A 25,398-nucleotide genomic window follows, 5' to 3' on the forward strand; every position below is an offset into this window, starting at 1 on the left:
AGAGGTGGGGCGGTGTGGGTGGGCAGGACCGTTGGCGCCATGGATGGCGCCATCGAGCCCCCAGGGACGGGTTTACGGCGTGTCCTGCCCACCCACACCGCCCCGCCATCCCACGGAATGCCGCTCTGGCTCTGGCTTTGGCCGTTGCCGTTGCTCTGAGCAGGTGCAGGGCGCAGCCCTGCCGAAACACCCCCAACCATGACTGCAGTCACTTGTCCCCACGCCCCGCGCTGGCGAAAGTCGAGGAGTTGACGTGATCGGTCCGGCCCATTGCCAACCGCACGCAAGCGAGAGAGAGAAACGCTGTGCAACGACGTGAGTTCCTGGCTTTTTCCGGTCTGGGCCTGGCGGGCCTGCTGCTGCCGCATTCCCGTGCCATCGCCGCCGAGCAGCTGCTCGCCCCGGTCGATACCGCCCAGCGCAGGCGCCTGGCGGACGTGGCGCTGGCCGCCGCACGCACCGCCAAGGCCAGCTACTGCGATGTCCGCATCGGCCGCTATCTCAACCAGTCGGTCATCACCCGCGAACACCAGGTCGGCAATGTGACCAACCGCGAGTCGTCCGGCGTGGGCGTGCGCGTGATCGTCAACGGCGCCTGGGGCTTCGCCGCCCCCCATCAGCAGACCGAGGCCGCCGTGCGCGCCGCAGTCGAGCAGGCGGCCGCGATCGCACGCGCCAACGCCAGCATCCAGACCCGGCCGGTGCAGCTGGCGCCGACGCCGTCGGTCGGCGAGGTGCACTGGCAGACCCCGATCCGCAGGAACGCAATGGCGGTGCCGATCCAGGACAAGGTCGAACTGCTTCTGGCGCTCAACGCCGCCGCGCTGAATGCGGGTGCCGACTACATCAATTCCACCCTGTTCCTGGTCAACGAACAGAAGTACTTCGCCTCCAGCGACGGCTCGTTCATCGACCAGGACATCCACCGCATCTGGCTGCCGTTCACCGCCACCGCCATCGACAAGGCCAGCGGCAGGTTCCGCACCCGCGCCGGCCTGTCCTCGCCGATGGGCATGGGCTACGAGTTCCTCGATGGCGATGCGCGCGGCAAGGTGCAGCTGCCCGGCGGCATCACCGCTTACCGCGATTCCTACGACCCGGTCGAGGACGCCATCGCGGCCGCCCGCCACGCGCGCGAGAAACTGAAGGCGCCGTCGGTGAAGCCCGGCAAGTACGACCTGGTGCTGGACCCGTCCAACCTGTTCCTGACCATCCACGAGAACGTCGGCCACCCGCTGGAGCTGGACCGCGTGCTTGGCTACGAAGCCAACTACGCCGGCACCAGCTTCGCCACCCTGGACAAGCGCGATGCGGGTTTCCGCTGGGGCAGCGACATCGTCACCTTCTTCGCCGACAAGACCCAGCCGGGCAGCCTCGGCGCCGTCGGCTACGACGATGAAGGGGTGAAGACGCAGCGTTGGGACCTGGTGCGCGACGGCATCCTGGTTGACTACCAGGCCACCCGCGACGAGGCCCATATCCTCGGCCGCGATGCATCGCATGGCTGCAGCTATGCCGATTCCTGGTCCAGCGTGCAGTTCCAGCGCATGGCCAATGTCTCACTGGCACCGGGCAAGCAGCCGCTCAGCGTCGAGGACATGATCAAGGACGTGGAGAACGGCATCTGGATCCACGGCCGCGGTTCGTATTCGATCGACCAGCAGCGCTACAACGCGCAGTTCGGCGGCCAGCTGTACTACCAGATCAAGGACGGAAAGATCGCCGGCATGGTCGAGGATGCGGCCTACCAGATCCGAACGCCGGAATTCTGGAATGCCTGCACCGCCATCTGCGATGAACGCGACTTCCGCCTGGGCGGTTCGTTCTTCGACGGCAAGGGCCAGCCCGGCCAGGTCTCGGCGGTCTCGCACGGTTCGTCCACCACCCGCTTCAACGGCATCAACATCATCAACACCGCGCGCAGTCTCGGCGCTTGAGCCACCCATCCTTCGACATGGAGAGCAGCCTTGCAAAGACGTGACTTCCTGGCCCTGACCGGGCTTACCGCGGGCGGGCTGATCGTGCCCTCCTTCTTCGGCAAGGTGATCGCTGCCGAACAGCTGCAGAGCTCGCTGGACCTGGGGCTGAAGAAGCGCCTGGCCGATGCGGCGCTGGCCGCCGCCCGCCAGGCCGGCGCCACCTACTGCGACGTGCGCATCGGCCGCTACCTGCGGCAGTTCGTGATCACCCGCGAGGACAAGGTGCAGAACGTGGTGAACACCGAGTCCACCGGCGTGGGCATCCGCGTGATCGTCAACGGTGCCTGGGGCTTTGCCGCCACCAATGCGCTGGGTACGGCCGATGTGGCCAAGGCCGCGCAGCAGGCGGCGGCGATCGCCAAGGCCAATGCCGGCGTGCAGACCGCGCCGGTGCAGCTGGCCAAGGCGCCGGGCGTCGGTGAGGTGAGCTGGCGCACGCCGATCCGCAAGAATGCGATGGAGGTGCCGATCAAGGACAAGGTCGGCCTGCTGCTGGACGTCAACGCCGCCGCAATGGGCGCCGGTGCCAGCTTCGTCAACTCGATGCTGTTCCTGGTCAACGAGCAGAAGTACTTTGCCTCCACCGACGGCTCCTACATCGACCAGGACGTGCACCGTATCTGGGCGCCGATGACGGTCACCGCCATCGACAAGTCCAGCGGCAAGTTCCGCACCCGTTCGGGCCTGTCCTCGCCGATGGGCCTGGGCTACGAGTACCTGGATGGCGCCGCCGCAGGCAAGGTGGTCGGCCCCAATGGCGTGGTCAACTACAGTTCTTCCTACGACATGAAGGAAGACGCCATCGCCGCTGCCAGGCAGGCGCAGGAAAAGCTGAAGGCACCGTCGGTGAAGCCGGGCAAGTACGACCTGGTGCTCGACCCGTCGCATACCTGGCTGACCATCCACGAATCGATCGGTCACCCGCTGGAGCTGGACCGCGTGCTTGGCTACGAGGCCAACTACGCCGGCACCAGCTTCGCCACCCTGGACAAGCGCGAACAGCATTTCCAGTACGGCAGCGAACTGGTCAACATCTTCGCCGACAAGACCCAGCCGGGCAGCCTCGGCGCGGTGGCGTACGACGATGAAGGCGTGAAGTGCAAGCGCTGGGACCTGATCAGCAACGGCAAGCTGGTGGACTACCAGACCATCCGCGACCAGGCCCACATCCTCGGCAAGACCGAGTCCGACGGCTGCTGCTATGCCGACTCGTGGTCCAGCGTGCAGTTCCAGCGCATGGCCAACGTGTCGATGGCACCGGGCAAGAAGCCATTGAGCGTGCCGGACCTGATCAAGGACGTGGAGAACGGCATCTACATCATCGGTGATGGTTCGTTCTCGATCGACCAGCAGCGCTACAACGCGCAGTTCGGCGGCCAGCTGTTCTACGAGATCAAGAACGGCCAGATCACCCGCATGCTGGAAGACGTGGCCTACCAGATCCGCACGCCGGAGTTCTGGAACGCCTGCACCGCCGTGGCCGACGAGCGTGACTACCGCCTGGGCGGTTCGTTCTTCGACGGCAAGGGCCAGCCGGGCCAGGTCTCGGCGGTCTCGCACGGTTCGTCCACCGCGCGCTTCAACGGCATCAACGTCATCAACACCGCACGCAGCCTCGGCTGATCGGTCAGGAGCCCTTACACCATGAGTATCTTCACCGAAGCCCAGGCCAAGGCCATCCTCGACAAGGTCATCGCCCTGTCCAAGGCCGACGAATGCACCGCCGTGCTGGCCGGCGCGATCGACGGCAACATCCGTTTCGCACTGAACAATGTCTCCACCAGCGGCATCGTCGACAACACCGAACTGGCGGTCACCGTTGCCTTCGGCAAGCGCGTCGGCACGGCCTCGATCAACGAGTTCGACGATGCCGCGCTGGAACGCGTGGTGCGCCGTGCCGAAGACCTGGCCCGCCTGGCCCCGGAAAACCCGGAGTTCATGCCGGCCATCGGCAAGCAGACCTACCGCGCCAGCCCAACCTTCAGCGAATCCACTGCCGCGATCGATCCGGCGTTCCGTGCCAAGGTTGCCGCAGATTCAATCGCGCCGTGCCGTGGCCATGGCCTGATCGCCGCCGGCTTCCTCGAAGACGGCCAGGGCTTCCAGGCCACCGCCAACAGCAACGGCAACTTCGCCTACCAGCGCACCACCAACTTCAATTACACCTGCACCGTGCGCACCGAGGATGGCCGTGGTTCGGGCTGGGTCGGCCGCAACCTGAAGGATGCGGCTGACTTCAAGGCGGACCAGGACATCCGCATCGCCATGCGCAAGGCCACCGAATCGGCCGAAGCCAAGGCGCTGGAACCGGGCAAGTACACGGTGATCCTGGAGCCGGCTGCGGCGGCCGGCCTGATCAGCTTCATGATGAACTTCTTCAGCGCACGCTCGGCCGATGAAGGCCGCAGCTTCCTGTCCAAGAAGGGCGGCGGCAACAAGCTGGGCGAGCAGGTCTACGACCCGCGCGTGACCATGATCGCCGACCCGTGGCACCCGGACGCACCGGTGCTGCCGTGGGACAACGAGGGCCTGCCCCGCGAGCGCATGGCCATCATCGAGAACGGCAGGATCGCCAACCTGGACTACTCGCGCTTCTGGGCGCAGAAGCAGGGCAAGACCGCCAAGGCGTCGCCGGGCAACCTGCTGATGAGCGGTGGCGACAAGAGCACCGCCGAACTGGTTCGCGGCACCCAGAAGGGCATCCTGGTCACCCGCACCTGGTACATCCGCATGGTCGATCCGCAGACCGTGCTGCTGACCGGCCTGACCCGCGATGGCACCTTCTACATCGAGAACGGCCAGATCAAGCATCCGGTGAAGAACTTCCGCTTCAACGAATCGCCGGTGATCATGCTCAACAACATCGAAGAGCTGGGCAAGCCGGTGCGCGTGGCCGGTGATGAATCCAGCTACGTGATGATGATCCCGCCGATGAAGCTGCGCGATTTCACCTTCACTTCGCTGTCCGACGCGGTCTGATGGATCGCCGGGCCTGCCTGCGCTGGTTGGCCGCTGCCGCTTCGGCGGCGGCGCTGCCAGCCTGGGCACAGGCAGGCCCGCGCAGTTCGCGCTACGACTTCTGGTTCACCCGCCTTCAGTACGACTCCGGTGACTGGGACGTGGACGCGCGCATGCCGTCCAACCTGATCACCTCGCTGATCGACTACACCTCGCTGCGCGTCGACCCGCAGGAACACGTGGTGGCGCTGGCCGACCCACGCATGCTGGAAGCGCCGTTCTGCTACCTGGCCGGGCACACGCTGGTGGAGTTCAACGCCGCCGAGCGGCAGAACTTCGTGCGCTACGTGCGCAATGGCGGCTTCGTCTTCGTCGACGACTGCAACCACGATATCGACGGCCTGTTCGCTACCTCGTTCGAGGCGCAGATGGGTCGCCTGTTCGGGCCCAGGGCATTGCAGAAGCTGCCCAACAGCCACCCGCTGTACCGCAGTTTCTTCCGCTTCCCGGATGGCCCGCCTGCCACCAGCTTCGAACTCAACGGCTGGGGCGACGACCTGGTGCACGACTACCTGAAGGGCATCGAGGTCGACGGCCGCCTGGGCCTGCTGTACAGCAACAAGGACTACGGCTGCGAGTGGGACTACGACTGGCGCAACAAGCGCTTCCTGGCCGAAGACAACACCCGCTTCGGCGTCAACATCGTGATGTACGCGTTGAACAACTGATAGGACCTGCACGCCCATGACCTCCCCCGACCTCGATTCCCTGCTGCCGCGCCTGGATGAGCTGCGCGCCGCGCTCGCACGCGCAGTGGTGGGCCAGAACACCGTGGTCGAGCAGCTGCTGATCGGCCTGCTGGCCGGCGGCCACTGCCTGCTGGAAGGCGCACCCGGGCTCGGCAAGACCCTGCTGGTGCGCTCGCTCGGCCAGGCACTGGAGCTGCAGTTCCGGCGCGTGCAGTTCACCCCCGACCTGATGCCCAGCGACATCCTCGGCACCGAGCTGCTGGAGGAAGACCACGGCACCGGCCATCGCCACTTCCGCTTCCAGCAGGGCCCGATCTTCACCCACCTGCTGCTGGCCGACGAACTCAACCGCACCCCGCCCAAGACCCAGGCCGCACTGCTGGAAGCGATGCAGGAGCGCACGGTCAGTTACGCCGGTACCACCTACGCGCTGCCCGCGCCGTTCTTCGTGCTGGCCACGCAGAACCCGATCGAGCAGGCCGGAACCTACCCGCTGCCGGAAGCGCAGCTGGACCGCTTCCTGCTGCACGTGCTGGTGGATTACCCCAGCGAAGACGAGGAGCGGCAGATCCTGGAACAGACCACCGGCGGTGCCACCGACGCAGTGCCGAAGGTGATGGATGCCGACGCGGTGATCGCGCTGCAGGCCGCAGTGCGCCAGGTGCATGTCAGCCCGGATGTGCTCGCCTGGATCACCCGCCTGGTGCGCGCCAGCCGGCCCGGCGACGGTGCTCCGGCGGCGATCAACCAATGGGTGAAGTGGGGCGCCGGCCCGCGTGCCGGCCAGTCGCTGGTGCTGGCAGCGAAGGCACGCGCACTGCTGCAGGGCCGTTTCGCCGCCACCCGCGAGGACGTGCAGGCGCTGGCCGCGCCGGTGATGCGCCATCGCCTGCTGCTGTCGTTCGCCGCCGAGGCCGAGCAGAAGCGTGCCGACGACGTGGTCGCCGCGCTGCTGCAGGCCGTGCCCTTCCCGGGTTGAGCCACGCGTGAACGCAGGTACGCCGTTGACCCTGCCGCCGGAACTGCGTGCGCGCCTGCGCCTGCTGCGGTTGCGGCCGCGCCTGGCCAGCGGTGCCAGTGGCATCGGCCAGCACGCCAGCCGCAGCCGCGGTGCCGGCCTCGAATTCGCCCAGTACCGTGCCTACGAACCGGGTGACGAACTCCGCCAGATCGACTGGAAGCTGTATGCACGCTCGGACCGCTTCTTCGTGCGCGAGTCCGAACGCGAAAGCCCGATCACGGTCTGGCTGCTGCTCGATGCCACCGCCTCGGCCGGCCAGGCGGATCGCGCGGCACCGCAGCACTCGCGTCTGGACCATATGCGCGGCGTGGCCGCGTGCGTGATTGAGCTGGCCTTGCAGCAGGGTGACCGTTTCGGCCTGCTGGCAATCAATGGCGATGGCCTGCAGCTGGTCCCCGCGGCGAACGGCGCGCGCCAGCGTGATCGCGTGCATCTGCAACTGCACGCCCTGCAGGCGCGCGGCGCCTGGCCTGCGGCCGATCGCCTTCGGCCGCTGTGGGAGCGCGTGCGCCCGGGCGACCTGCTGCTGGCAATCGGTGATGGCTTCGACGACGCCGGCATCGTGCTGCTGGAACAACTGGCCAGCGCGCGCCGCGAAGTGGCACTGCTGCAGATCCTCACCGCCGACGAGCGCGACTTCCCATTCGACGTCGGCCACCGCTTCCGCGACCCGGAGACCGGCGAGGAACTGCTGGGCGATGGCGCGGCGATCCGCGCTGACTACCTGCAGCGCTTCGCCGACGCACGCAGCGCATTGCATGCGCGCCTGCAGGCCAACGGGATTGCCAGTGCCACCGGCTGGCTGGACCAGCCGCTGGACCAGGCGCTGCAGGCGCTGTTTGGCCGTGGGGGCGATGCATGACCCTGCTGTTCCCGCTCGGCCTGGCCGCGCTCGCCGCAGGGTTGCTGCCGCTGCTGATCCACCTGGCCCGCCGCCATCCGTACACGCCACTGGATTTCGCCGCGCTGCGCTGGCTGCGCGCGCAGATACGGCCACGCCAGCGCATCCGCTTCGATGACTGGCCGTTGCTGCTGGTGCGCCTGCTGTTGCTGGCCGCACTGGCCCTGCTGCTGGCACGACCTGTGTTGACTGGCCCGACGGCGCCTCCCGCTGCATGGACCGTGGTAGCGCCGGGACTGGATGCTACGGCCCTGCGTGGAACGGCCGAGGATCGCAACTGGCACTGGCTGGCACCCGGCTTCCCCGGCATCGATCAGGCGCCACCTGCATCAACCGCCCCCCTGCCCAGCCTGTTGCGCGAACTGGACGCGCAGCTGCCCGTCGGCACCGCATTGACCGTGCACGTTCCCGATCCCCTGCCCGGCCTGGATGGTGCCCGCCTGCAGCTGTCGCGCGACGTGCAGTGGCACACGCAGCCGATGCCGGTCACTGCGCAACCGAGTGCCGCGACGTCGCCGCGCCTGCGCGTGCACAGCGATGCTTCGGCCACTGCCCAGCGCTGGTTGAACGCACTGCAGCGCGCGTGGGGCGTGCAGGCACCGCTTGCTCCGCCGCCGGCGGATGCCCTGCCGGAGCGCGGCGAGATCGGCGTGTGGAGCCGCAGCGATGCACTGCCGGCGAACTGGCAGGCGTGGCTGCGCGGCGGCGGTCGTGTCATGACTGCCGGCAAGCCTGCTGCCAGCGCCCGCATCCTGCTGCGCGATGCCGAGGGCGCACCGCTGCTGTGGCAGCAACGCATCGGCCACGGCTATCTGCTGGCGCTGCCGGGTGGCTGGAATGCCGCCAGCAACCCTGCGCTGCGCGATCCGCGCCTGCCACGTGCCCTGCTGCTGGCGCTGCAGCCGCCTACGGCCCCGCGCCTGGGCGATGCACGTGACCAGGCACCGCAGCGGGCCGCATTGCCTGCTGCAACACCACCGCTGCGTGAGCCCACGCCTTGGCTGTTGCTGGCCGTCGTGCTGCTGTTCGCGCTGGAACGCTGGATGGCCAGCAGCGCCCGGCGCAGGGTGGCCGCATGAACACCCTGCAGCACGCCTGGCAACGCGCACGCCGCCGCCGTGCGCTCATCACCCTGCTGTTGGGCCTGCCATGGGCGCTGGCCGCCACGGTGCTGGCCCTGCGTCTGGCAGGCTTCGATACCGCCTGCGTCGTCGGCACGGTCAGTCTGCTCGCGTGTGCGGCCTTCGCCACTGCGCATGTCCGCCAGCTGGACCGGCAGTGGCTGCAGCGCCAGCTCGATGGCAGCGGTGCCAGCGAGGACAGTGCCGATCTGCTGTTCGCCGATGCCGCCACGCTCAATCCGCTGCAGCAGCGCCAGCGCACGCATGTGCTGGCCATGCTGGAACGCGCGATGCCGGAGCTGCGTCCACGCTGGCCGCGTGGGGCATTGGCGCTGTGCTGGATCGCAGGCCTGGCCATTGTTGTGCTGGCATTCGGCTGGCCACGTTCCGGCCCCGGCTCCGTGCCTGTCCGCACGCCGGTGCCTGGCAGCGCTGCTGCTGCGGGCCCGCTGCGCCTGCAGTCCACCCGCCTGCGCATCGACGCGCCGGCCTATACCGGCCAGGCCACGCTCACCCAGAATGCGCTGGATGCGAAGGTTGCCGCCGACAGCCGGCTGTCCTGGTCCCTGCGCTTCGATCGCGCCCCGGACAAGGCGTGGCTGCAGTTCCACGATGGTCGCCGCTTGCCACTGAGCGAGCGCGAAGGACAGTGGCAGGCGCAGGATGTGGCACGTATGCCGCTGCTGTACCGCGTGGTGAGCGAACCGGCGCTGGCAGAGACCCGCCTGCATCGGCTGGATGTGGTGGCCGACCGTGCACCCAGCGTGCGCGTACTGGAGCCCACGGCCAGCCTGGTGCTGGGCACGCCGGGGCAACGGCAGTGGGCACTGCGCTTCGAGGCCAGCGACGATTACGGTGTCGCGGCGCAGGCAACGCTGTCGATCACCACTACCCAGGGCAGCGGTGAGAACATCACCTTCGTAAAGCGCAGCGTCACGCTTGCCGGCAGCGGCGAAGCCACCGCGCGGCGTTTCGCCCACACCCTTGATCTGGCTGCGCTGGGCGCGCAGCCTGGCAACGATGTGATCGCCCAGCTGGAGGTACGCGACAATCATGCACCCACGCCGCAGACCGGGCGCAGCAGCAGCGTGATCCTGCGCCTGCCCAGCGCCGAAGTCGCGCTCGGTGCAGAGCTCGAGGGCCGCATCAAGAAGACCCTGCCTGCGTACTTCCGCAGCCAGCGGCAGATCATCATCGATGCCGAAGCGCTGATCCGGCAGCGACCCAGCCTGGCCGCCGAGGACTTCGTGAAGCGCAGCGATGCGATCGGTGTCGACCAGCGCATCCTGCGCCTGCGCTACGGCCAGTTCCTGGGCGAGGAAAGCGAAGGTGCGCCGAAGCCGCCGCCGACCAGCGACCTGCCCACCAGCGATGCGCCGACCGCAGACGGCCACAACGACGATCACGAACACGACCATGGCGCGCAGGCCGGCGCGCAAGACGACCATGGCCACGATCATGGCAGTACAGCCAACGCAGATATCCCGCCGGTGTTCGGCAGCGAGACCGACGTGCTTTCCGAATACGGGCACACCCATGACCACGCCGAGGCGACCACCCTGCTCGATCCGCAGACCCGCGCCACGTTGAAGGCCGCGCTGGATCAGATGTGGTCGGCCGAAGGCGAGCTGCGCCAGGGCCGCCCGGAGCAGGCGCTGCCATTTGCCTACAAGGCGCTGGGCTTCATCAAGCAGGTGCAGCAGGCCGAGCGCATCTACCTGGCCCGGGTCGGGCCGGAGCTGCCACCCATCGATGAAAGCCGCCGGCTGGGCGGTGATCGCGCCGGACTGGCCAGTCGTGAACTGCCGTTGGCCGCGCGAACCCCGCCGGACCCGGCCATCGTTGAAGCCTGGCAACGCCTCGGTGATGACAACGGCGCACCGGATCTCGATGCGCTGGCGGCCTGGCAGCAGCGCAACGCCGCCTACCTGCCCGATGCACTCGATCTGGCTGCGGCCATCGAGCAGCTGCGCATCGAGCCCGACTGCGGCGACTGCCGCCAGCGCCTGCGCGCACAGTTGTGGCGGGCGCTGCAGCGTCCGCTGCCACAGGCGATGCGGCGCAGTGCCGCCGATGCGATGGGCCAGCGCTACCTCGACGCGCTGGAGGCGCAGCCATGAACGCCTCCGCTGTGAACCTGTGGATTGCACCGGCACTCGCTCTGATCGTGGTCATCGCCAGCGTGCGCCAGCCGCGTGCGGACACTGCGCACCCCGGCCGCCGGTGGGTCGTGATCGCACTGCAGATCATCGTCGCCACGCTGCTGTATTTCTGCCTGGCGCCCCCCACCCGCCAGCAACCCGCAGGCGGGCTGGTCGTGCTTGGCGTCGATGCGGGCAAGGCCGGCGCACTCCCGGCCAGCGAAGGCCCGCTGTTGCTGTTGCCGGAAGCTGCCGATGTGCCCGGCGCACAGCGCGTACCCGACCTGGCCACCGCGCTGCGCCAGCATCCGGCCGCCACGCTGACGCTGGTCGGTGCGGGCCTGGTCGCACGTGACCGCGACGCGGTGCTGCCGCCGGATGTGCGTTGGCAGGCTGCACCGGAGCCGCGCGGCTGGATCGCGCTGCAGCCGCCGGCCGATGTCGCACCCGGTGCCCGCTTCGACGTGCAGGCACAGGCGCGTGGCGCGGCCAAGGCGAAGGCCGAACTGCTCGACCCGGCCGACAGCGTGGTCGATCGCACGGACGTTGCCGACGACGGCCGCGTGCAGCTGAGTGGTGTCGCCCGCGCCGAAGGCCGCAGCGTGTTCCAGCTGCGCCTGCTCGATGCCGACGGCCATGTGGTGGACAGCGTACCGGTGCCGCAGCAGACCCTGCCGTCCGCACCGCTGCGCCTGCTGGTGCGCGCCGGCGCGCCGGGTCCAGAGCTGAAGTACCTGCGGCGCTGGGCAGCCGATGCAGGCATCCGTGTGCAGGTGCAGGCGGATACCGGGGCCGGACTCAGCATCGGCGATGGCGCGGTGTCGATCGATGCAGCATCGCTCACGCGCAGCGATCTGTTGCTGCTGGACGAGCGCAGCCTGGCGGCATTGAGTGCGGGCCAGCTGGCCGCCGTGCGCCAGGCGCTGCGCGATGGACTTGGCGTGCTGGTGCGCAGTGCGGGCGCACCTTCGGCCAGCGCGCGGCAACGCCTTCGCGATCTGGGCCTGCCAGTGCAGGGTGATGGCAGCAGCCACCCCCTCGAACTTCCAGGCGATGGCGAAAGCGCGGTCCTCGCCGCACGCCGTGGCCCGCTCGCCGCTGACACATTGCCGACCGGCTACGGCGAAGAGGCCGACCGCAGCTCGCACAGTGCCGCGCTGCCTTCGCTGGAAGCACTGGCGTTGCAGGCGCCGGGCAGCAACGCGCTGCTGCACGATCGGGGCGGCCAGGCCGTCGGCGGCTGGCGCGCGGTCGGCAGGGGCCGCATCGGCCTGCTGCCGCTGACCGACAGCTGGCGCTGGGTGCTGGCAAGCCGCGATGACCGCCACGGCGAACTGTGGAGCGACGTGGTTGCCACGCTGGCACGCGCGCAGGGCAGCGGTGATGCGCTGTGGTCACCACAGCCCATCAGCTGGGCAGGCGAGCGGCAGGCGCTGTGCGGCGTGCAGGCGCCGCTGCAGGCCTTCAACCTGCGTGGCGACAGCGTGGCGCTGATCGCCGATGGTGCAACGTCGGCGCTGCGCTGCGCCGGCTGGTGGCCCCGTGAGGCAGGCTGGCAGCGCCTGCAGCATGGCGACAGTATCGTCTGGCGCTATGTGTTCGACCCAAAGGACGCCGCTGCACTGCATCGGCAGGCGATGATCGATGCGACCACGCAGGCGTTGGCCTCCAGCACGTCGGCGAACGCGTCGGTGATGCGGCCCGTGCCGGGCTCACGCTGGCCGTGGTGGCTGGCGTTCGTGTTGTGCGCATCGCTGCTGTGGTGGCTGGAACGGCGGCGCTGACCCGGGGTCGGATCCCTTTCGCCCGCGAAAGGGCTCTGACCCCCTCCGTCAGGCGTTCTTCAACGCGAGCCCGCGCGCCGGTACACGCCGTTGAAGCGCACGTTCATGCCACCGCATTCGCTGTTGTCGGCCACGATCAGCACCTCGCCCAGCGAATGCACGCGTACCTTGCAGGTGTCCTCGACGAACTCGACGTCGGCACCGCGCGGCGCGGCGCGCGCTTCCACCTGGCCCATGTTCGGTCCGTAGGGACGCTGCTCCGGCGTGGGGTTGGCGGAGGGCCAGTAGGCGTCCCCCTCCACATGCAGTTGCCCACCCTGCACGGTGATGCGCAGGCCGTTGTCGCCATCCTTCCAGTCGCCCGACCAGTCCTGCAGCGTTGGCACAACCACCGGCAATGGCTGCAGCTTGCTGCGGTCCACCCAGCCGGCACTGCCACCCACCCTGTTCGGGAAGAACGCGCAGCGATAAGCGCCCAGGTCGCGCCCGGTCACCACCGTATCGCCGTTGACCACATAGCTGCGCTGTCGGCAGGCCGGTTCGCCCTTGGCCGGGCAGCCGTCCATGTCGCCAAGCAGGTACAGGCGCGGTGCATCGACCACCCGCGCCAGTGCGAACCGGCTCTGTTCGGACGGGAACGCGCCATTGCGGCAGGCGCCGTCATCGGCGATGCCGGAAGCGAAGGCGGAGGCCGGCAGCAACGCGGCCAGCAGGCAGATCGAACGCAGGAACATGGCAGCACTATTGGTGGGGAAGCCGGCAGGATATACCGGGCTACTTCACCGGCGGCGCGTCGCCAGCATTCTGTTCCTGGGAGAACAGCAGCGCGCGCCGCTGCTGTTCCGCACTGAGTTCCGGCGGCGGCCGCGCCACGGCGGCCTGGATCTGCGAAGGTCCACCCGTGAGCTTGTTCACGCCCTTGGCCGCCGCCATCACACCCTTGACCACGCCCATCATGATGTAGCCGCCGCCCATGCTCACCTGCTCCGGCGATGGCGGTTCGCTCCAGTCACGGCTGAAGCGGTTGTCGCCGAACTTCACCGGGTTCTTGAAGCGGTAGAGATCCAGCGGCTCGTCTTCCGGCTTGAGCGCACGCACTTCGCCGAGGGTGGTGACGTTGTCCTGCGGCAGAGCGGTGGAGATCGGTGCGGTGGTTGCCGCCGAAGCATCCACCGGGGGAACGGGCGCAGGATCGGGCACCGCCACCGGCGTGGCCTGCTGCGCCTGCGCGATGCCGGCCAGCAGCATGCCGGCCAGGAGGGCTCCCTGCGTTCCACGTCGTGCCACAGCCATCCACCTGTTGGTTGCGTCCAGCGCCCAAGGATACGGATGCCGGCTTCAGATTTCGTTGCTGCACTGGCAGCTGTTCAGCCAGGGGAGATGCGGCGACGCCACGGGACGTGGGCACTGAACGGTTCACGCCCTCCGTGTGCGGTGTCTCACATCCTGAGACGTGAGTGTGGTGCCATGTGACCCCTCGCAATCCGTCCCGGCTCCATCTTCCATGGCCTACGAACTCGCCAAGCGCACCGCCGATGCCGAGCAGAAGCTCGCCACGCGCGACGGCCTGCCCGCCCGCGACGGCGCCCTGCTCAGCGCGCGCCTGCAGCGCCGCTACCAGGACCGCATCACCGGCAGCTTTGCCATTCCCCGCCGCGAAGGCCGCTATGCGCCCATTCCCGATTCAGTTCCGCCTGCCCTGGCCGCTGCGCTGAAGGCGCGTGGCATCGAACAGCTCTACAGCCACCAGGCCGAAGCCTGGGAGGCCAGCCAGCGCGGCGAGCACGTGGCCATCGTCACCCCCACCGCCAGCGGCAAGTCGCTGTGCTACACCCTGCCGGTGGTCAGCGCGGCAATGCAGGACAAGGCCAAGGCGCTGTACCTGTTCCCGACCAAGGCACTGGCCCAGGACCAGGTGGCCGAGCTGCTGGAACTCAACCGCGCCGGCGATCTGGGCGTAAAGGCCTTCACCTTCGATGGCGACACGCCCGGCGATGCACGACAGGCCATCCGCCTGCATGGCGACATCGTGGTGTCCAACCCGGACATGCTGCACCAGGCCATCCTGCCGCATCACACCAAGTGGGCGCAGTTCTTCGAGAACCTGCGCTACATCGTCATCGACGAGGTACACACCTACCGCGGCGTGTTCGGCAGCCACGTCACCAACGTGCTGCGCCGGCTCAAGCGCATCTGCGCGTTCTACGGCGTGCAACCGCAGTTCATCCTGTGCTCGGCCACCATCGGCAACCCACAGGCGCATGCCGAGGCGCTGATCGAGGCCCCGGTGACTGCCATCACTGAATCCGGTGCGCCCAGCGGGCCGAAACAGGTGCTGTTGTGGAACCCGCCGGTGATCAATCCGGACCTGGGCCTGCGCGCCTCGGCGCGCTCACAGAGCAACCGCATCGCGCGCATCGCGATCAAGTCCGGGCTGAAGACCCTGGTGTTCGCGCAGACACGTTTGATGGTGGAAGTGCTGACCAAGTACCTGAAGGACATCTTCGACCACGACCCGCGCAAACCGCCGCGCATCCGCGCCTACCGCGGTGGCTACCTGCCCACCGAGCGGCGCGAGACCGAGCGCGCGATGCGTGCCGGCAACATCGACGGCATCGTCAGCACGTCGGCGCTGGAACTGGGCGTGGATATCGGCAGCCTGGACGTGGTCATCCTCAACGGCTACCCCGGCAGCGTGGCCGCCACCTGGCAGCGCTTCGGCCGCGCCGGCCGCCGCCAGCAACCCGCACTGGGAGTGATGGTGGCCAGCTCGCAGCCGCTGGACCAGTACGTGGTTCGCCACCCGGACTTCTTCGCCGAGGCCTCGCCCGAGCACGCGCGCATCGCGCCGGACCAGCCGCTGATCCTGTTCGACCATATCCGCTGCGCGGCCTTCGAGCTGCCGTTCCGGGTCGGCGATGGCTTCGGCCCGATCGATCCGGAGGTGTTCCTGGAAGCGCTGGCAGAGACAGAAGTGATCCACCGCGAAGGCGAGCGCTGGGAATGGATCGCCGACAGCTATCCGGCCAACGCGGTCAGCCTGCGTGCGGTGGCCGACGGCAACTTCGTGGTGGTCGACCGCAGCGATGGCCGCCAGCAGATCATCGCCGAGGTCGATTATTCCGCCGCCGCGCTCACCCTGTACGAGGGCGCCATCCACATGGTGCAGTCCACCCCGTACCAGGTGGAGACGCTGGACTGGGAGGGGCGCAAGGCCTACGTCACCCGCACCCACGTGGACTACTACACCGACAGCATCGACTTCACCAAGCTCAAGGTGCTGGACCGTTTCGATGGCGGCGTGGCCGGCCGTGGCGATTCGCATCATGGCGAAGTGCACGTGGTGCGCCGCGTGGCCGGCTACAAGAAGATCCGGTATTACACCCACGAGAACATCGGCTACGGACCGGTGAACCTGCCCGACCAGGAACTGCACACCACTGCGGTGTGGTGGCAGCTGCCGCAGGCGCTGCTGCTGCGCGCGTTCGCCAGCAAGCAGGATGCGCTGGATGGCTTCCTCGGCGCCGCGTATGCACTGCACATCGTCGCCACCGTGGCGGTGATGGCCGATGCGCGCGACCTGCAGAAGTCGGTGGGCAACGGCGATGGTTCCTGGTTCGCGATCGCCGACCAGAGCGGCCGCGGCCAGCTGCGCGGCAGCGAGGGCGATCCCGGTGGGGTGGAGCTGCTGCAGGAGTTCGTGCCCACCGTTTACCTGTACGACAACTTCCCCGGCGGCGTCGGCCTCAGCGAACCGCTGTGGCAGCGCCAGGCCGAACTGGTGCAGCGCGCGCGCGAACTGGTGCAGCGCTGCGACTGCAGGGCCGGCTGCCCGGCCTGCGTGGGCCCGGTGCTGGCCGCGCAGGAAGACGATGAGACTTCGCCGCGCGCGCTGGCGCTGCGCGTGCTCGACCTGTTCGATGCCGACGCCTGCCAGCACGTGCCCGACGTGGTGGTGACCACGCGCGACCCGATGGAGCTGCTGGCACCGTGAGCCTGAGCCTGGACAAGCTGCGCCTGCTGCGCAGGCAGGCCGGCGACACGAAGGCGAGCACACCGGCCGCGCCGGACGTGCCCCCTGCGCCACCGGCACCCGTGGCCGCGAACGATGCGCGGCAACCACCGGCCGAACGTTCGGTGTTCGCCTGGGTCGAACAGGAGATCCGCCACAAGCCGACCGGCGCTGCGGTCTCCACACCGGCACCCGCACCGCTGCGTCGGCCGGAAGTGGGCGGTCTGCATCGCCTGCTCGGCCTGCGTTCGCGCGGTGGAGCCGCGCCGGCACGCGCCAGTGCACAGGATCGTCAGTTGCCCGGCGAGGAGATCGCGCCGGGCCTGTTCCTGATCGAATCGCTGCAGCCGCAACCAATCCCGACCGCCCCGCTGTCATTGGCCTTCGCCAAGCGCGAGGACCAGCATGTAGCTGCGCGCGACCTGCTGTTCTTCGATACCGAGACCACCGGCTTGGCCGGTGGCACCGGTACGCGTGCCTTCATGATCGGCGCGGCCGACTGGCACGTGTGCCCGCAACGTGGCGAAGGCCTGCGCATCCGCCAGCTGCTGATGTCCACCATGGCTGCGGAAGAAGCGATGCTGGCCACCTTCGCCAGTTGGCTGCAGCCCTCCACCGTGTTCTGCAGCTACAACGGCCGCAGCTACGATGCGCCGCTGCTGAAGGCGCGCTACCGGCTGGCGCGCCAACGCGATCCGATCACCGCGCTGGACCATGTGGACCTGCTCTACCCCACCCGTCGCCGCTATCGCGGCACCTGGGAGAACTGCAGGCTGTCCACCATCGAGCGCCAGCTGCTGCGCGTGGTGCGCGAGGACGACCTGCCCGGCTCGGAAGCGCCGGGCGCATGGCTGCGCTTCCTGCGCGGCGGCGACGCGGTGAACCTGCGCCGGGTGGCCGACCACAACCATCAGGACGTGGTGACCCTGGCCCTGCTGCTGCAACGGCTGGTGCACGAGGAGCAGCGCGAGCGCGAGACGCTGGCGCTGGTCGGTCAATAGGCCTTGACGCGGCCTGACGGTGGCAGCGGTGACACTGCCGCCACCATCCACGCCTGGAGCCCGACGATGCGCCTCAATCCCCTGGTCCTGCTCGCCATCCTGCCCTTGGCCGCCTGCAGTCATGCCGGCAGCAGCACCTCCCACGATCCCGCGCCAGCGCCCGTGGCCGATGCCGCGCACGAATGCAAACCGGAGGCGCTGGACGCCTTCACCGGCAGGACCGCCGACGAAGCCACGATCAAGAAACTGGTGGCTGACAGCGGTGCGCGCAATGCACGGGTGGTCAAGCCGGGCATGGCGGTGACCATGGACTTCCGCCAGGACCGCGTGACCGTGCAGGTGGATGCGCAGAACCGCATCGAGCGCGCCAGCTGCGGTTGATGTTCCCAGGGTAGTGCCGGCGCTGGCCGGCCCCCCCCATTGCCGGCCAGCGGCCGGCACTACCGATCAGAGTCGCTCGGCCTTGCCACTGGCCAGTGCGCGCGCGATCACCTGCTGCGCCTGCTGCGATGCCTGCGCATGCACGCGTGCCTGGCGCTCGCCCAACGCGGCCTGTTGGCTGCCCAGCGTCGTTTGGCGGCTGGCCAGTTCAGACTGCTGGCTGGCCAGGCGCTGCATGGCGCGGGTGCGGCTGGCACGCGCGGTTTCGTTGTCCACTTCCTGCATCGCACGACGCGCCTCGGCGGCAGCCTCACGTGCGGCCTCACGTGCAACCGCCGCGTCGTTGGTCGCGCCCCGCGCCGCCTTCGCCGCTTCGGCCGCCGCTTCGCGGTTGATGTCATGCGCGGCCATCGCACTGCGCGCGGCCTCCGCTGCGGCCAGTGCCAGGCGGCGCGCCTCTTCACCCTGCAGACGCCCCATCTCACCCATCTGCTTGCCCAGGTCGCCCTGCTGGCGGCCCAGCGCACTCTGCTGGCGGCCCAGTTCGCTCTGCTGGCGACCAAGGTCCGCCGCACCGGCATAGGCGCGCTGCAGCGACTGGATCAACATCGGGTCGCGCACCACATAGCGCTTGTCGCCCTGGCGGAACCACAGCGCCGGGCCCTTGCCGAGCTGCCTGCGGGCCACCATCACGTCGTCCATGCCGCCGTTGGCGAAGGTCGAATCACCATCGACCAGCACGAAGGCCTCCCGGGGCGACTTGCCCAGATCGAGGCGACCGTAGGTCGTGATGGAGGAGGTGGTGGTCGTGCCGTCATGGTCCTCATCCATGCCAGCGGCATCGTCGACATCGGCCACATCGGCCACATCGGCATCGTCGGGACCGGAGGGTTCTTCCATATCGGCCGGTTCTGCGGGCGGTGCGGGAGCCACCGGCTCGGCCGGAACGCGCGCGGCCGAGGCTGGTGCGGGCGGGGCTTCCGGAGCCTTCGGCGGGGGCGGCACCACGGCCGTCGGGGCGGCCGGAGGTGCGGGCGGGGCCGGCGGCACCGGCGCTGCGACCAGCCGCATCGGCGCCACGCCCACCACCACCACCACAGCGGTCAGCGCCACCGCCAGCAGACGCGGGCAGGACCGGTGCGACTGCAGCGAAAGCAGGCGACGCTTGAGGCTGGTGGTGCTCGGTGCGGCGCTGGCCACGCCCAGATGCGGCTGCGGGGCCACGCCCAGCTGCAGCAACAGGCGGCCATAGGCCTGGCGGCTGGCGCCATGTTGGCCGACCACCGCCGCATCCACGGCTTCCTCGCGGGCCTGCGCGTATTCGCGCACCGACAGGCGCAGCAGCGGGTGGAAGAAGAACAGGTGCTGGGCCAGCGCGGGCAGCAGGCCCCATTGCAGGTCACGGCGCTGCAGGTGCTGCAGTTCGTGGGTCAGTGCCAGGTCCAGCGCATCGCCCTGCAGGACGTTGTCGCCGGCCGGCAGCAGCAGCACCGGGCGGAACGGCCCGACCAGCTGCGGTGCGTCCACCTGCATGCTCATCCACAGTCGCGGCGCACGGCGCACGCCGTGGGCATCGGAGGCCAGCTGCAGGGCCTGCACCAGCGCCTCGTCCTCGCAGGGATACGCCGCAGCCAGCAGTGCGCGGCAGCGGCGCCACTCACCGAAGGTGCGCAGCGCCATCATCAGCACGCCGGACAGCCACAGCGCGGCCAGTGCGACCGCCCACCACGCAACTGCCGGTACTTCGGCCGCGGGCAGCGGCATCGCGGCCAGCAGCTGCGCCGAGGCCTCCGGGGCCAGCGGGTAGACGATGTCAGCGGCCACGTCGGTCGCGGTCATCGCCACCGCCTGCGGCGCCGGCAGCCAGGCCAACTGCAACGGCTGGCTCCAGAACAGGCCGAGCACGGCCTGCAGCGAGACCAGCCACCACAGACGGCAGCGGGTCGCCGCCGACAGCGACGGCAGCGCGCGGCACAGGCCGTACACCAGCGCCACCAGCAGCACGGTCTGCAGGCTGGTCCAGCCCAACCGTTCCAGCATCGGAATCAGCATCGTGGTGTCCATGGCTCAGCCCTCGTGGCGACGCGATTGGAGTTGGGCGACCAGCGCTTCCAGCTCGGCCAGTTCGTTGTCGCTGACCTGCTGGCGCTGCGACAGGTAGGCCACGAACGGCGACACCGAGCCCTGCAGGGTGTTGTCGACGAACTGGGCCACGGCACCCTGCAGCACGCTCTGCGGGCCACGGGTGGCCTGGTAGCGGTAGACGCCGTCCTGCTGCCGGCGCTGAAGATACCCCTTCGCCCGCAGCCGCTCCATCATCGTCAGCACGGTGGAACGGGCCAGGCCGCGGGCCTCGCCGTAGCCACTGGCAACCTCGCCGACGCTGGCCGGCGCATGTTCATCGATGTACTGCAGCAGGGCCAGTTCCTGGTCCCCGATGGTCTTGCCACGCATGACACCACTCCCTTGACTACACGTGTCGTCACTGTCAGCTTGACGACAGCTGTAGTCAACCCCCCGGAAGTCATGGGCCGACGAACGGTAGGCACCACCGAGCGCTTAAACCTTTGACCCGCCCGCTGCATCCGATCCGCAACGCCCCGCTGGAATTCCGCATGTCCCGCCCAATGCTCCGAGTCCTGCTCATGCTCATCAGTGCACTGCCCTTCGCCGCTGTCTCTGCCAGCCAGGACCAGGCCAACGACCAGACCCGCCGCCTGATCCGCCAGATCATGCTGGAGCAGCGCATCCCGGGATTGCAGATCGCGGTGGTCAAGGACGGGCAGACGGTGTTGTCCGAGGCCTACGGGCTGGCCAACGTGGAGAACGGTGTGCTTGCCTCGCGCGACACCCGTTTCCCGCTCAATTCGGCCACCAAGGCGTTCACCGGCGTGGCCACCGCGCAGCTGGCCCAGCAGGGGCAGCTGGATCTGGACGCACCGGCCTCGCGCTACCTGGATGACCTTCCGCCAGCGTGGAGAGACGTACGCATACACCAGCTGCTGGCGCATACCTCCGGCCTTCCCGACATCCTTGATGCGAAGGGACTGCTGGGCGGTGGCTCAGAAGCGCAGGCGTGGGCGGCCGTCACTGCGCAGCCGCTCGAAGCCGAACCCGGGCAGCGCTTCGCCTACAACCAGACCAACTACGTACTGCTGGCACGAATCATCGCGAAGCAATCCGGCATGCCCTACGAACGTTTCCTCGCCACCGGCCAGTTCAGCAGCGCGCGCATGGCCCGCACCACCTTCGGCGACAGCTACGACCTGATTCCCGATGCGGCGACGATGTACAGCCTGGCCCCGCGTGCCACCGACGCTGCGGATGCACCGTCCCGCCTGTCGCACTGGTTCTACGACATACCGCCTTCGCTGTGGGCCGGTGGCGGCATCCTCACCACCGCCGACGACACCGCGCGCTGGCTGGTCGCGCTGACCGAAGGCCGCCTGCTGCCGGAGACCGCCCTGCGGCGGATGTGGAGCGCGGAGCGCCTGGCGGATGGCCGTGCCGGCCCGTGGGCGGGGGGCTGGCCGGTACTGCGCGCATCGCCCGACCTTCAGGTGGCCGGTATCGGCGGTGCGCGCTCGGCGTTCGTGGTCTATCCCGAGCGCGGCGTGGCGGTGGTGGTGCTGACCAATCTTGTCGGTGCCAATCCGCAGCAGTTCATTCCACGCATTGCCGATTTCTATGCGCGCGATGCCTCAACGCCCAGTCACGAACGGGTCGCCCCTGCACGGCAGTAACGGGCTGTCATCGCAGGGCCATAGCCCGGCCGGCACGGTCCTGGCCACTTCGAAGTGATCCTGGTTCCAGCGCAGGAAACCGCCGTGGATGGCATTGCCATGGTCGAAGCTGCGCGCAGCGTCGGCCAATGGCTGCTCGGGGTCGGCTTCGGCCACCCAGCGCACCACCGGCACCTTGTCCAGCTGCCCGATGAAGGCGAACAGATCGCCCGCGCCCCTGTCCTGGTAAGCCGTCATCGTCGCCGTATCAGGCAGCTCGGCCTGCGCCAGCAACGACGCGGTGACATCCTGCAGCGGTGCGGCTCCCTGTGCGATGTAGGCGCGCATGCCCGTGGTGGTTGCTGGGCAGTCCTGCAGCTGCACGAGATACCCGGTGGTACCGCCATTGCTGGAGAACGAGCGCATCCAGTAGCGGAAACGCGGTCCGCTGCGATCGGTGACCATGAAATCCTGCTGGCCACCCTGCGCGGGAATGGAAAGCACCTGCGCATTGCCGGCACTCTCCACGTTGCACTTCAACTGCGCCAGCACCCGCCTGGCCGGTTCGGGCAGCGCAGCGTAGCGGCCGCCGGAATGGGCGCTGCCGGAAGCTTCCGGCAATGCAGGCAATCCGCGTTCAGTGGGTCCTGCCTGCGCAGGCAAGGTCTCCGGTTTCGCCTCAGGCTTCGCAGCAGGTGCGACCGGCACGGTGTGCTCCCCGGCGGGTGCGCATGCGCTGCACGCCAGCAGCAACACCCACGGCAAACCGGACATCAAGGGTAGACGGACCATCCTTCAACGTCCTCCCATCGCGGGTGCTTCGTGCTGCTGTGCCGGCGCGGGCACGGGTGCACCCTGTTCGCGCGCTTGCTGCTGCAGCTGGCGCAGGCTGGTTTCCACCGCAGTCTCGCGCACCTCGGCTGCGTTGACGCCTGCGCGCACGGCCGCCGGATCGCCCGGATTGCCCTGCACCAGGAACAGTGTCTCACCCGCAGCGCGGCCGCCACTGGGATTGCTGGCCACGATCTGGTCGACCCGGGTGATGCCTGCGGCCTTCGCTTCGCGCAGCAAGACCAGACTGTAGTCATCGGCATGCTCGGCGTAGCGCCCGCCCAAGGCCTGCAGGTGCGTGCTGATCTGCTGCTGCAGGGCATGGTCGCGATGCTGCGGCTGCCGGGGATCGTCATTGGCCGCGAGCGGCGTGTCCTGTCCCAGCCCGCGCGCCTGGCCCGGCGCAACCGAGGTCAGCACATACTGCCAGCGGTTCTGCCCGGGGGTGCCGCGTACCGTCGCCACGAAGTCGTCGTACTCACCGCCGCCGATGGTCTGGCAGCCCGCCGAATCGGTATTGGACCGGCTGCCACGATGGATCTTGAAGGTGTCGTTGAGGTGCTGCACGCCCTGGGTATCGCGCGCATCGAACCAGCCATCGCCATTGCTGTCGCGCTCCACCCGTCCAGCGCCGGCGGTGATCGCCGCCTGCGAAGGGCGCAACGCGAACTCATCGGGATGGCCGTTGCGCGGATGCGTGGTCGCGCGCATCTCGGTGGTGCCTTCGCCCAACCGTCCAAGATCCTTGACCCGGTCGCCATTGACGTCCTCGCCCTCGGTCTTGGTACGCGGCGCCACGTTGCCGAAGCCAGGGCTGCGTGGCGTGGTCTTGGCGTGTCCGTCGTACTGGGCGGTCGGTTCTGTCGTGGCCTGGTTGAACTCGCGCACATGGCCGTGGCCCTGCGCATCCTTCCACAGCACCACGATGCGGTCGTCGTAGACACCACGTCCTCGCGCCTCGGTGGTGCGGTTCTCGTCGCGCAGCCCCAGCACCACGCGATCCTGCGTGGCCATCGCATCGTTCGCCGCGGCGTTGCCGCGCTGGGCCACGATACTGCCATACACGTCGTACTGCTGGGCCTGGCTCAGGCCCGCAGTCTCCGCGGCGTCGGGCATGCGCGGTGGGCGCGTCGCGTCGCTCAGGCGATCCAGCATCGGCTTGACCGTGGCCGCGTCGGTGGCGGATACGCCACCGCTCCGTCGCAGCGCCTCAAGCTCGGTGGCGCCCCGCGCCGCGATGTAGCGATCCAGCGATTCCTGCACCACCGCACGCTGGCCGTTGTGCAGGGCCTCCAGGCGGGCGGCCGCGCCACGGGCATCGTTCTGCCGCAACAGGGCGACGACTTCATCGGCCGCTGCGCTGATATCCATCTCCGGCATGATCTTTCCCTGAACGTGATCGGTATGGGAGTCCAGCCTACCCCACCGCACCGGCGCAGCCGTTGACACACGCCACACACCTGCGCGAAGCCCCGTTCAGCAGACGCCACGCCGTAGTGCTGTTCACCCGCGTGGCCCGCCCATCACCGGCAGGATCACCCCGCTGATGTAACTGGCACAGGCCGGCGAGGCCAGGAACACGTAGGCCGGCGACAGTTCCTCGGGCTGTGCAGGCCGGCCCATGTCGCTGTCCTTGCCAAATTCCGCCACGTCCTGCGCCGGCTTGTCGGCCGGGTTGAGCGGCGTCCATACCGGCCCCGGCGCCACGCAGTTGACCCGGATGCCGCGCGGCAGCAGCTGGCTGGCCAGCGATTTGGTGAACGCGTGGATCGCACCCTTGGTCGCCGAGTAATCGATCAGCGCCTTGCTGCCGAAGATTCCCGTTTCCGAACCGGTGTTGATGATGCTGGCGCCCTCGCCCAGATGCGGCAGCACCGCGCGCGCCATCTGGATGTACCCGCCGATGTTGGTCTGCAGGGTCTCCTGCAGGTGCGCGTCTTCCAGGTCTTCCAGCCGCTCGCAGTGCAGCTGGAACGCGGCGTTGTTGACCAGGATATCGATGCCGCCGAACGCCTTGGCCACCTGCTTCACCGCTTTGTCGCAGAAGCGCGGATCGCGCACGTCACCGGCGATCACCACGCAGCGACCGCCTTCGCGCTCCACGTGCTGGCGGGTGATGTCCGCGTCCTCGGCCTCGTCCAGGTGCAGCACGGCCACGTCGGCACCTTCGCGTGCGAACAGCACCGCCACCGCGCGGCCGATGCCGGAATCGCCACCGGTGACGATCGCACGCATGCCCTGCAGTTTGCCGCTGCCGGTGTAGTCGGGTGCAAGGAAACGCGGCGCCAGCTCCAGTTCGTGTTCGTGCCCGGGCTTGGCCAGCTGCTGCGCCGGCATCGCCTCCGGCTGGCGTCGTGCTCCGGCCTGGGTCGCGGTCTTCTTTGTTGCCTTCTTGGTTGCCTTCTTGGCCGCGCGGGCGTCCTTGGCCTTCTCCTGGTCCTGCAGGCGCCGCTGCCGTGCCGCAACGCGGGCGGCGCGGGGATCGCTGGCGGCGGCCTTGCGGGTTGCAGTCTTCACCACGCGCGGGCGATCGGGGTCGGCGATGGTCCTGGTTGCAGTGCTGCCTTTGCGCACCTTGGGTGAGGCTTTGCGGCGGGCGGGGGTTTTCCTGGTGGTGGCCATGCAGGTCTCCTCGGGGGGAATGGGATTGCCGGCCAGCGGCCGGCACTACCGGGCGCATGCGCCGCAGTACCGGGGGCGGCATCCGCCGCTCCTGCAGTGTCTCCACCCCTGCTGTTGGCGGCAGTGAGCGCGCCGTGTCCATGATGTGCACGGCATTCATTCCGCCACCACGTGC

Annotated in this window: 20 protein-coding genes; 13 read left to right on the top strand and 7 right to left on the bottom strand. The window is 68.8% G+C overall.

Annotated features, from left to right (window positions below; all coding sequences use genetic code 11):
• Window positions 1-305: 305 nt before the first annotated feature.
• Genes AC5P78_RS07640 through AC5P78_RS07680 form a run of 9 tightly spaced genes read left to right on the top strand, consistent with a single transcriptional unit; the run spans window position 306 to window position 12,654 of the window.
• A complete protein-coding gene (locus tag AC5P78_RS07640; protein WP_495217177.1) occupies window positions 306-1,937 on the top strand; it encodes a TldD/PmbA family protein in 1,632 nt (543 codons plus the stop codon).
• A gap of 30 nt (window positions 1,938-1,967) precedes the next feature.
• Window positions 1,968-3,602: a TldD/PmbA family protein gene (locus tag AC5P78_RS07645; protein ID WP_005407530.1), complete on the top strand. Its 1,635-nt coding sequence runs from the start codon at window positions 1,968-1,970 to the stop codon at window positions 3,600-3,602.
• A gap of 21 nt (window positions 3,603-3,623) precedes the next feature.
• Entirely contained in the window at window positions 3,624-4,958 is a 1,335-nt protein-coding gene (locus tag AC5P78_RS07650; RefSeq protein WP_005407529.1) for a TldD/PmbA family protein, read from the top strand.
• Window positions 4,958-5,665, top strand: a complete 708-nt coding sequence (locus AC5P78_RS07655; RefSeq protein WP_005411842.1) for a DUF4159 domain-containing protein — start codon at window positions 4,958-4,960, stop codon at window positions 5,663-5,665. Before AC5P78_RS07650 ends, AC5P78_RS07655 begins: the two co-directional genes overlap by 1 nt.
• Window positions 5,666-5,681: 16 nt before the next feature.
• Complete coding sequence (locus tag AC5P78_RS07660) at window positions 5,682-6,665, top strand: AAA family ATPase (protein ID WP_005407527.1); 984 nt, start codon at window positions 5,682-5,684, stop codon at window positions 6,663-6,665.
• Window positions 6,666-6,672: 7 nt separating this feature from the next.
• Window positions 6,673-7,569, top strand: coding sequence for a DUF58 domain-containing protein (locus tag AC5P78_RS07665; RefSeq protein WP_049395464.1), 897 nt, complete (start codon window positions 6,673-6,675; stop codon window positions 7,567-7,569).
• The gene (locus AC5P78_RS07670) at window positions 7,566-8,687 is read left to right on the top strand and encodes a BatA domain-containing protein (protein ID WP_099561596.1); all 1,122 of its coding nucleotides are present in this window, start codon (window positions 7,566-7,568) and stop codon (window positions 8,685-8,687) included. Before AC5P78_RS07665 ends, AC5P78_RS07670 begins: the two co-directional genes overlap by 4 nt.
• Entirely contained in the window at window positions 8,684-10,849 is a 2,166-nt protein-coding gene (locus AC5P78_RS07675; RefSeq protein ID WP_414498360.1) for a hypothetical protein, read from the top strand. The genes AC5P78_RS07670 and AC5P78_RS07675 overlap by 4 nt, the downstream gene beginning before the upstream one ends.
• Entirely contained in the window at window positions 10,846-12,654 is a 1,809-nt protein-coding gene (locus AC5P78_RS07680; RefSeq protein ID WP_495217178.1) for a hypothetical protein, read from the top strand. Before AC5P78_RS07675 ends, AC5P78_RS07680 begins: the two co-directional genes overlap by 4 nt.
• A gap of 59 nt (window positions 12,655-12,713) precedes the next feature.
• On the opposite strand, the gene AC5P78_RS07685 is transcribed toward AC5P78_RS07680, so the two are convergent.
• Both AC5P78_RS07685 and AC5P78_RS07690 read right to left on the bottom strand, forming a co-directional pair.
• A complete protein-coding gene (locus tag AC5P78_RS07685) occupies window positions 12,714-13,388 on the bottom strand; it encodes a hypothetical protein (protein WP_414498362.1) in 675 nt (224 codons plus the stop codon).
• A 40-nt stretch (window positions 13,389-13,428) separates the two neighbouring features.
• Entirely contained in the window at window positions 13,429-13,947 is a 519-nt protein-coding gene (locus tag AC5P78_RS07690; RefSeq protein ID WP_062606887.1) for a hypothetical protein, read from the bottom strand.
• A gap of 211 nt (window positions 13,948-14,158) precedes the next feature.
• Here AC5P78_RS07690 and AC5P78_RS07695 point away from each other — a divergent pair, with 211 nt between their 5' ends.
• The 3 genes from AC5P78_RS07695 (at window position 14,159) to AC5P78_RS07705 (ending at window position 18,048) form a co-directional block, all read left to right on the top strand.
• Window positions 14,159-16,648 carry a DEAD/DEAH box helicase gene (locus AC5P78_RS07695; protein ID WP_414498363.1) on the top strand — a complete coding sequence of 830 codons (2,490 nt, stop codon included), beginning with the start codon at window positions 14,159-14,161 and terminating at the stop codon, window positions 16,646-16,648.
• Window positions 16,645-17,667: a ribonuclease H-like domain-containing protein gene (locus tag AC5P78_RS07700; protein ID WP_060380950.1), complete on the top strand. Its 1,023-nt coding sequence runs from the start codon at window positions 16,645-16,647 to the stop codon at window positions 17,665-17,667. The genes AC5P78_RS07695 and AC5P78_RS07700 overlap by 4 nt, the downstream gene beginning before the upstream one ends.
• A gap of 66 nt (window positions 17,668-17,733) precedes the next feature.
• Window positions 17,734-18,048: an I78 family peptidase inhibitor gene (locus AC5P78_RS07705; RefSeq protein ID WP_012478704.1), complete on the top strand. Its 315-nt coding sequence runs from the start codon at window positions 17,734-17,736 to the stop codon at window positions 18,046-18,048.
• Between the two features lie 66 nt (window positions 18,049-18,114).
• Here the strand turns inward: AC5P78_RS07705 and AC5P78_RS07710 are convergent, their stop codons facing one another.
• Both AC5P78_RS07710 and AC5P78_RS07715 read right to left on the bottom strand, forming a co-directional pair.
• On the bottom strand, window positions 18,115-20,112 hold the full coding sequence (locus AC5P78_RS07710; RefSeq protein WP_012478703.1) for a M56 family metallopeptidase: 1,998 nt from the start codon (window positions 20,110-20,112) through the stop codon (window positions 18,115-18,117).
• Window positions 20,113-20,115: 3 nt separating this feature from the next.
• The gene (locus AC5P78_RS07715; protein ID WP_019661969.1) at window positions 20,116-20,502 is read right to left on the bottom strand and encodes a BlaI/MecI/CopY family transcriptional regulator; all 387 of its coding nucleotides are present in this window, start codon (window positions 20,500-20,502) and stop codon (window positions 20,116-20,118) included.
• A gap of 191 nt (window positions 20,503-20,693) precedes the next feature.
• Here AC5P78_RS07715 and AC5P78_RS07720 point away from each other — a divergent pair, with 191 nt between their 5' ends.
• Window positions 20,694-21,791: a serine hydrolase domain-containing protein gene (locus AC5P78_RS07720; protein ID WP_049395484.1), complete on the top strand. Its 1,098-nt coding sequence runs from the start codon at window positions 20,694-20,696 to the stop codon at window positions 21,789-21,791.
• Here the strand turns inward: AC5P78_RS07720 and AC5P78_RS07725 are convergent.
• The 3 genes from AC5P78_RS07725 to AC5P78_RS07735 form a co-directional block, all read right to left on the bottom strand.
• A complete protein-coding gene (locus AC5P78_RS07725) occupies window positions 21,750-22,391 on the bottom strand; it encodes a hypothetical protein (protein WP_231110288.1) in 642 nt (213 codons plus the stop codon). The two genes, AC5P78_RS07720 and AC5P78_RS07725, sit on opposite strands and share 42 nt — an antisense overlap.
• Before the next feature lie 174 nt (window positions 22,392-22,565).
• Complete coding sequence (locus AC5P78_RS07730) at window positions 22,566-23,981, bottom strand: XVIPCD domain-containing protein (protein WP_060380427.1); 1,416 nt, start codon at window positions 23,979-23,981, stop codon at window positions 22,566-22,568.
• Window positions 23,982-24,104: 123 nt separating this feature from the next.
• Window positions 24,105-25,223, bottom strand: coding sequence for an SDR family oxidoreductase (locus tag AC5P78_RS07735; protein ID WP_005411829.1), 1,119 nt, complete (start codon window positions 25,221-25,223; stop codon window positions 24,105-24,107).
• Window positions 25,224-25,398 lie beyond the last annotated feature (175 nt).

The organism is Stenotrophomonas sp. YJH_SMC_133, assembly GCF_059370655.1.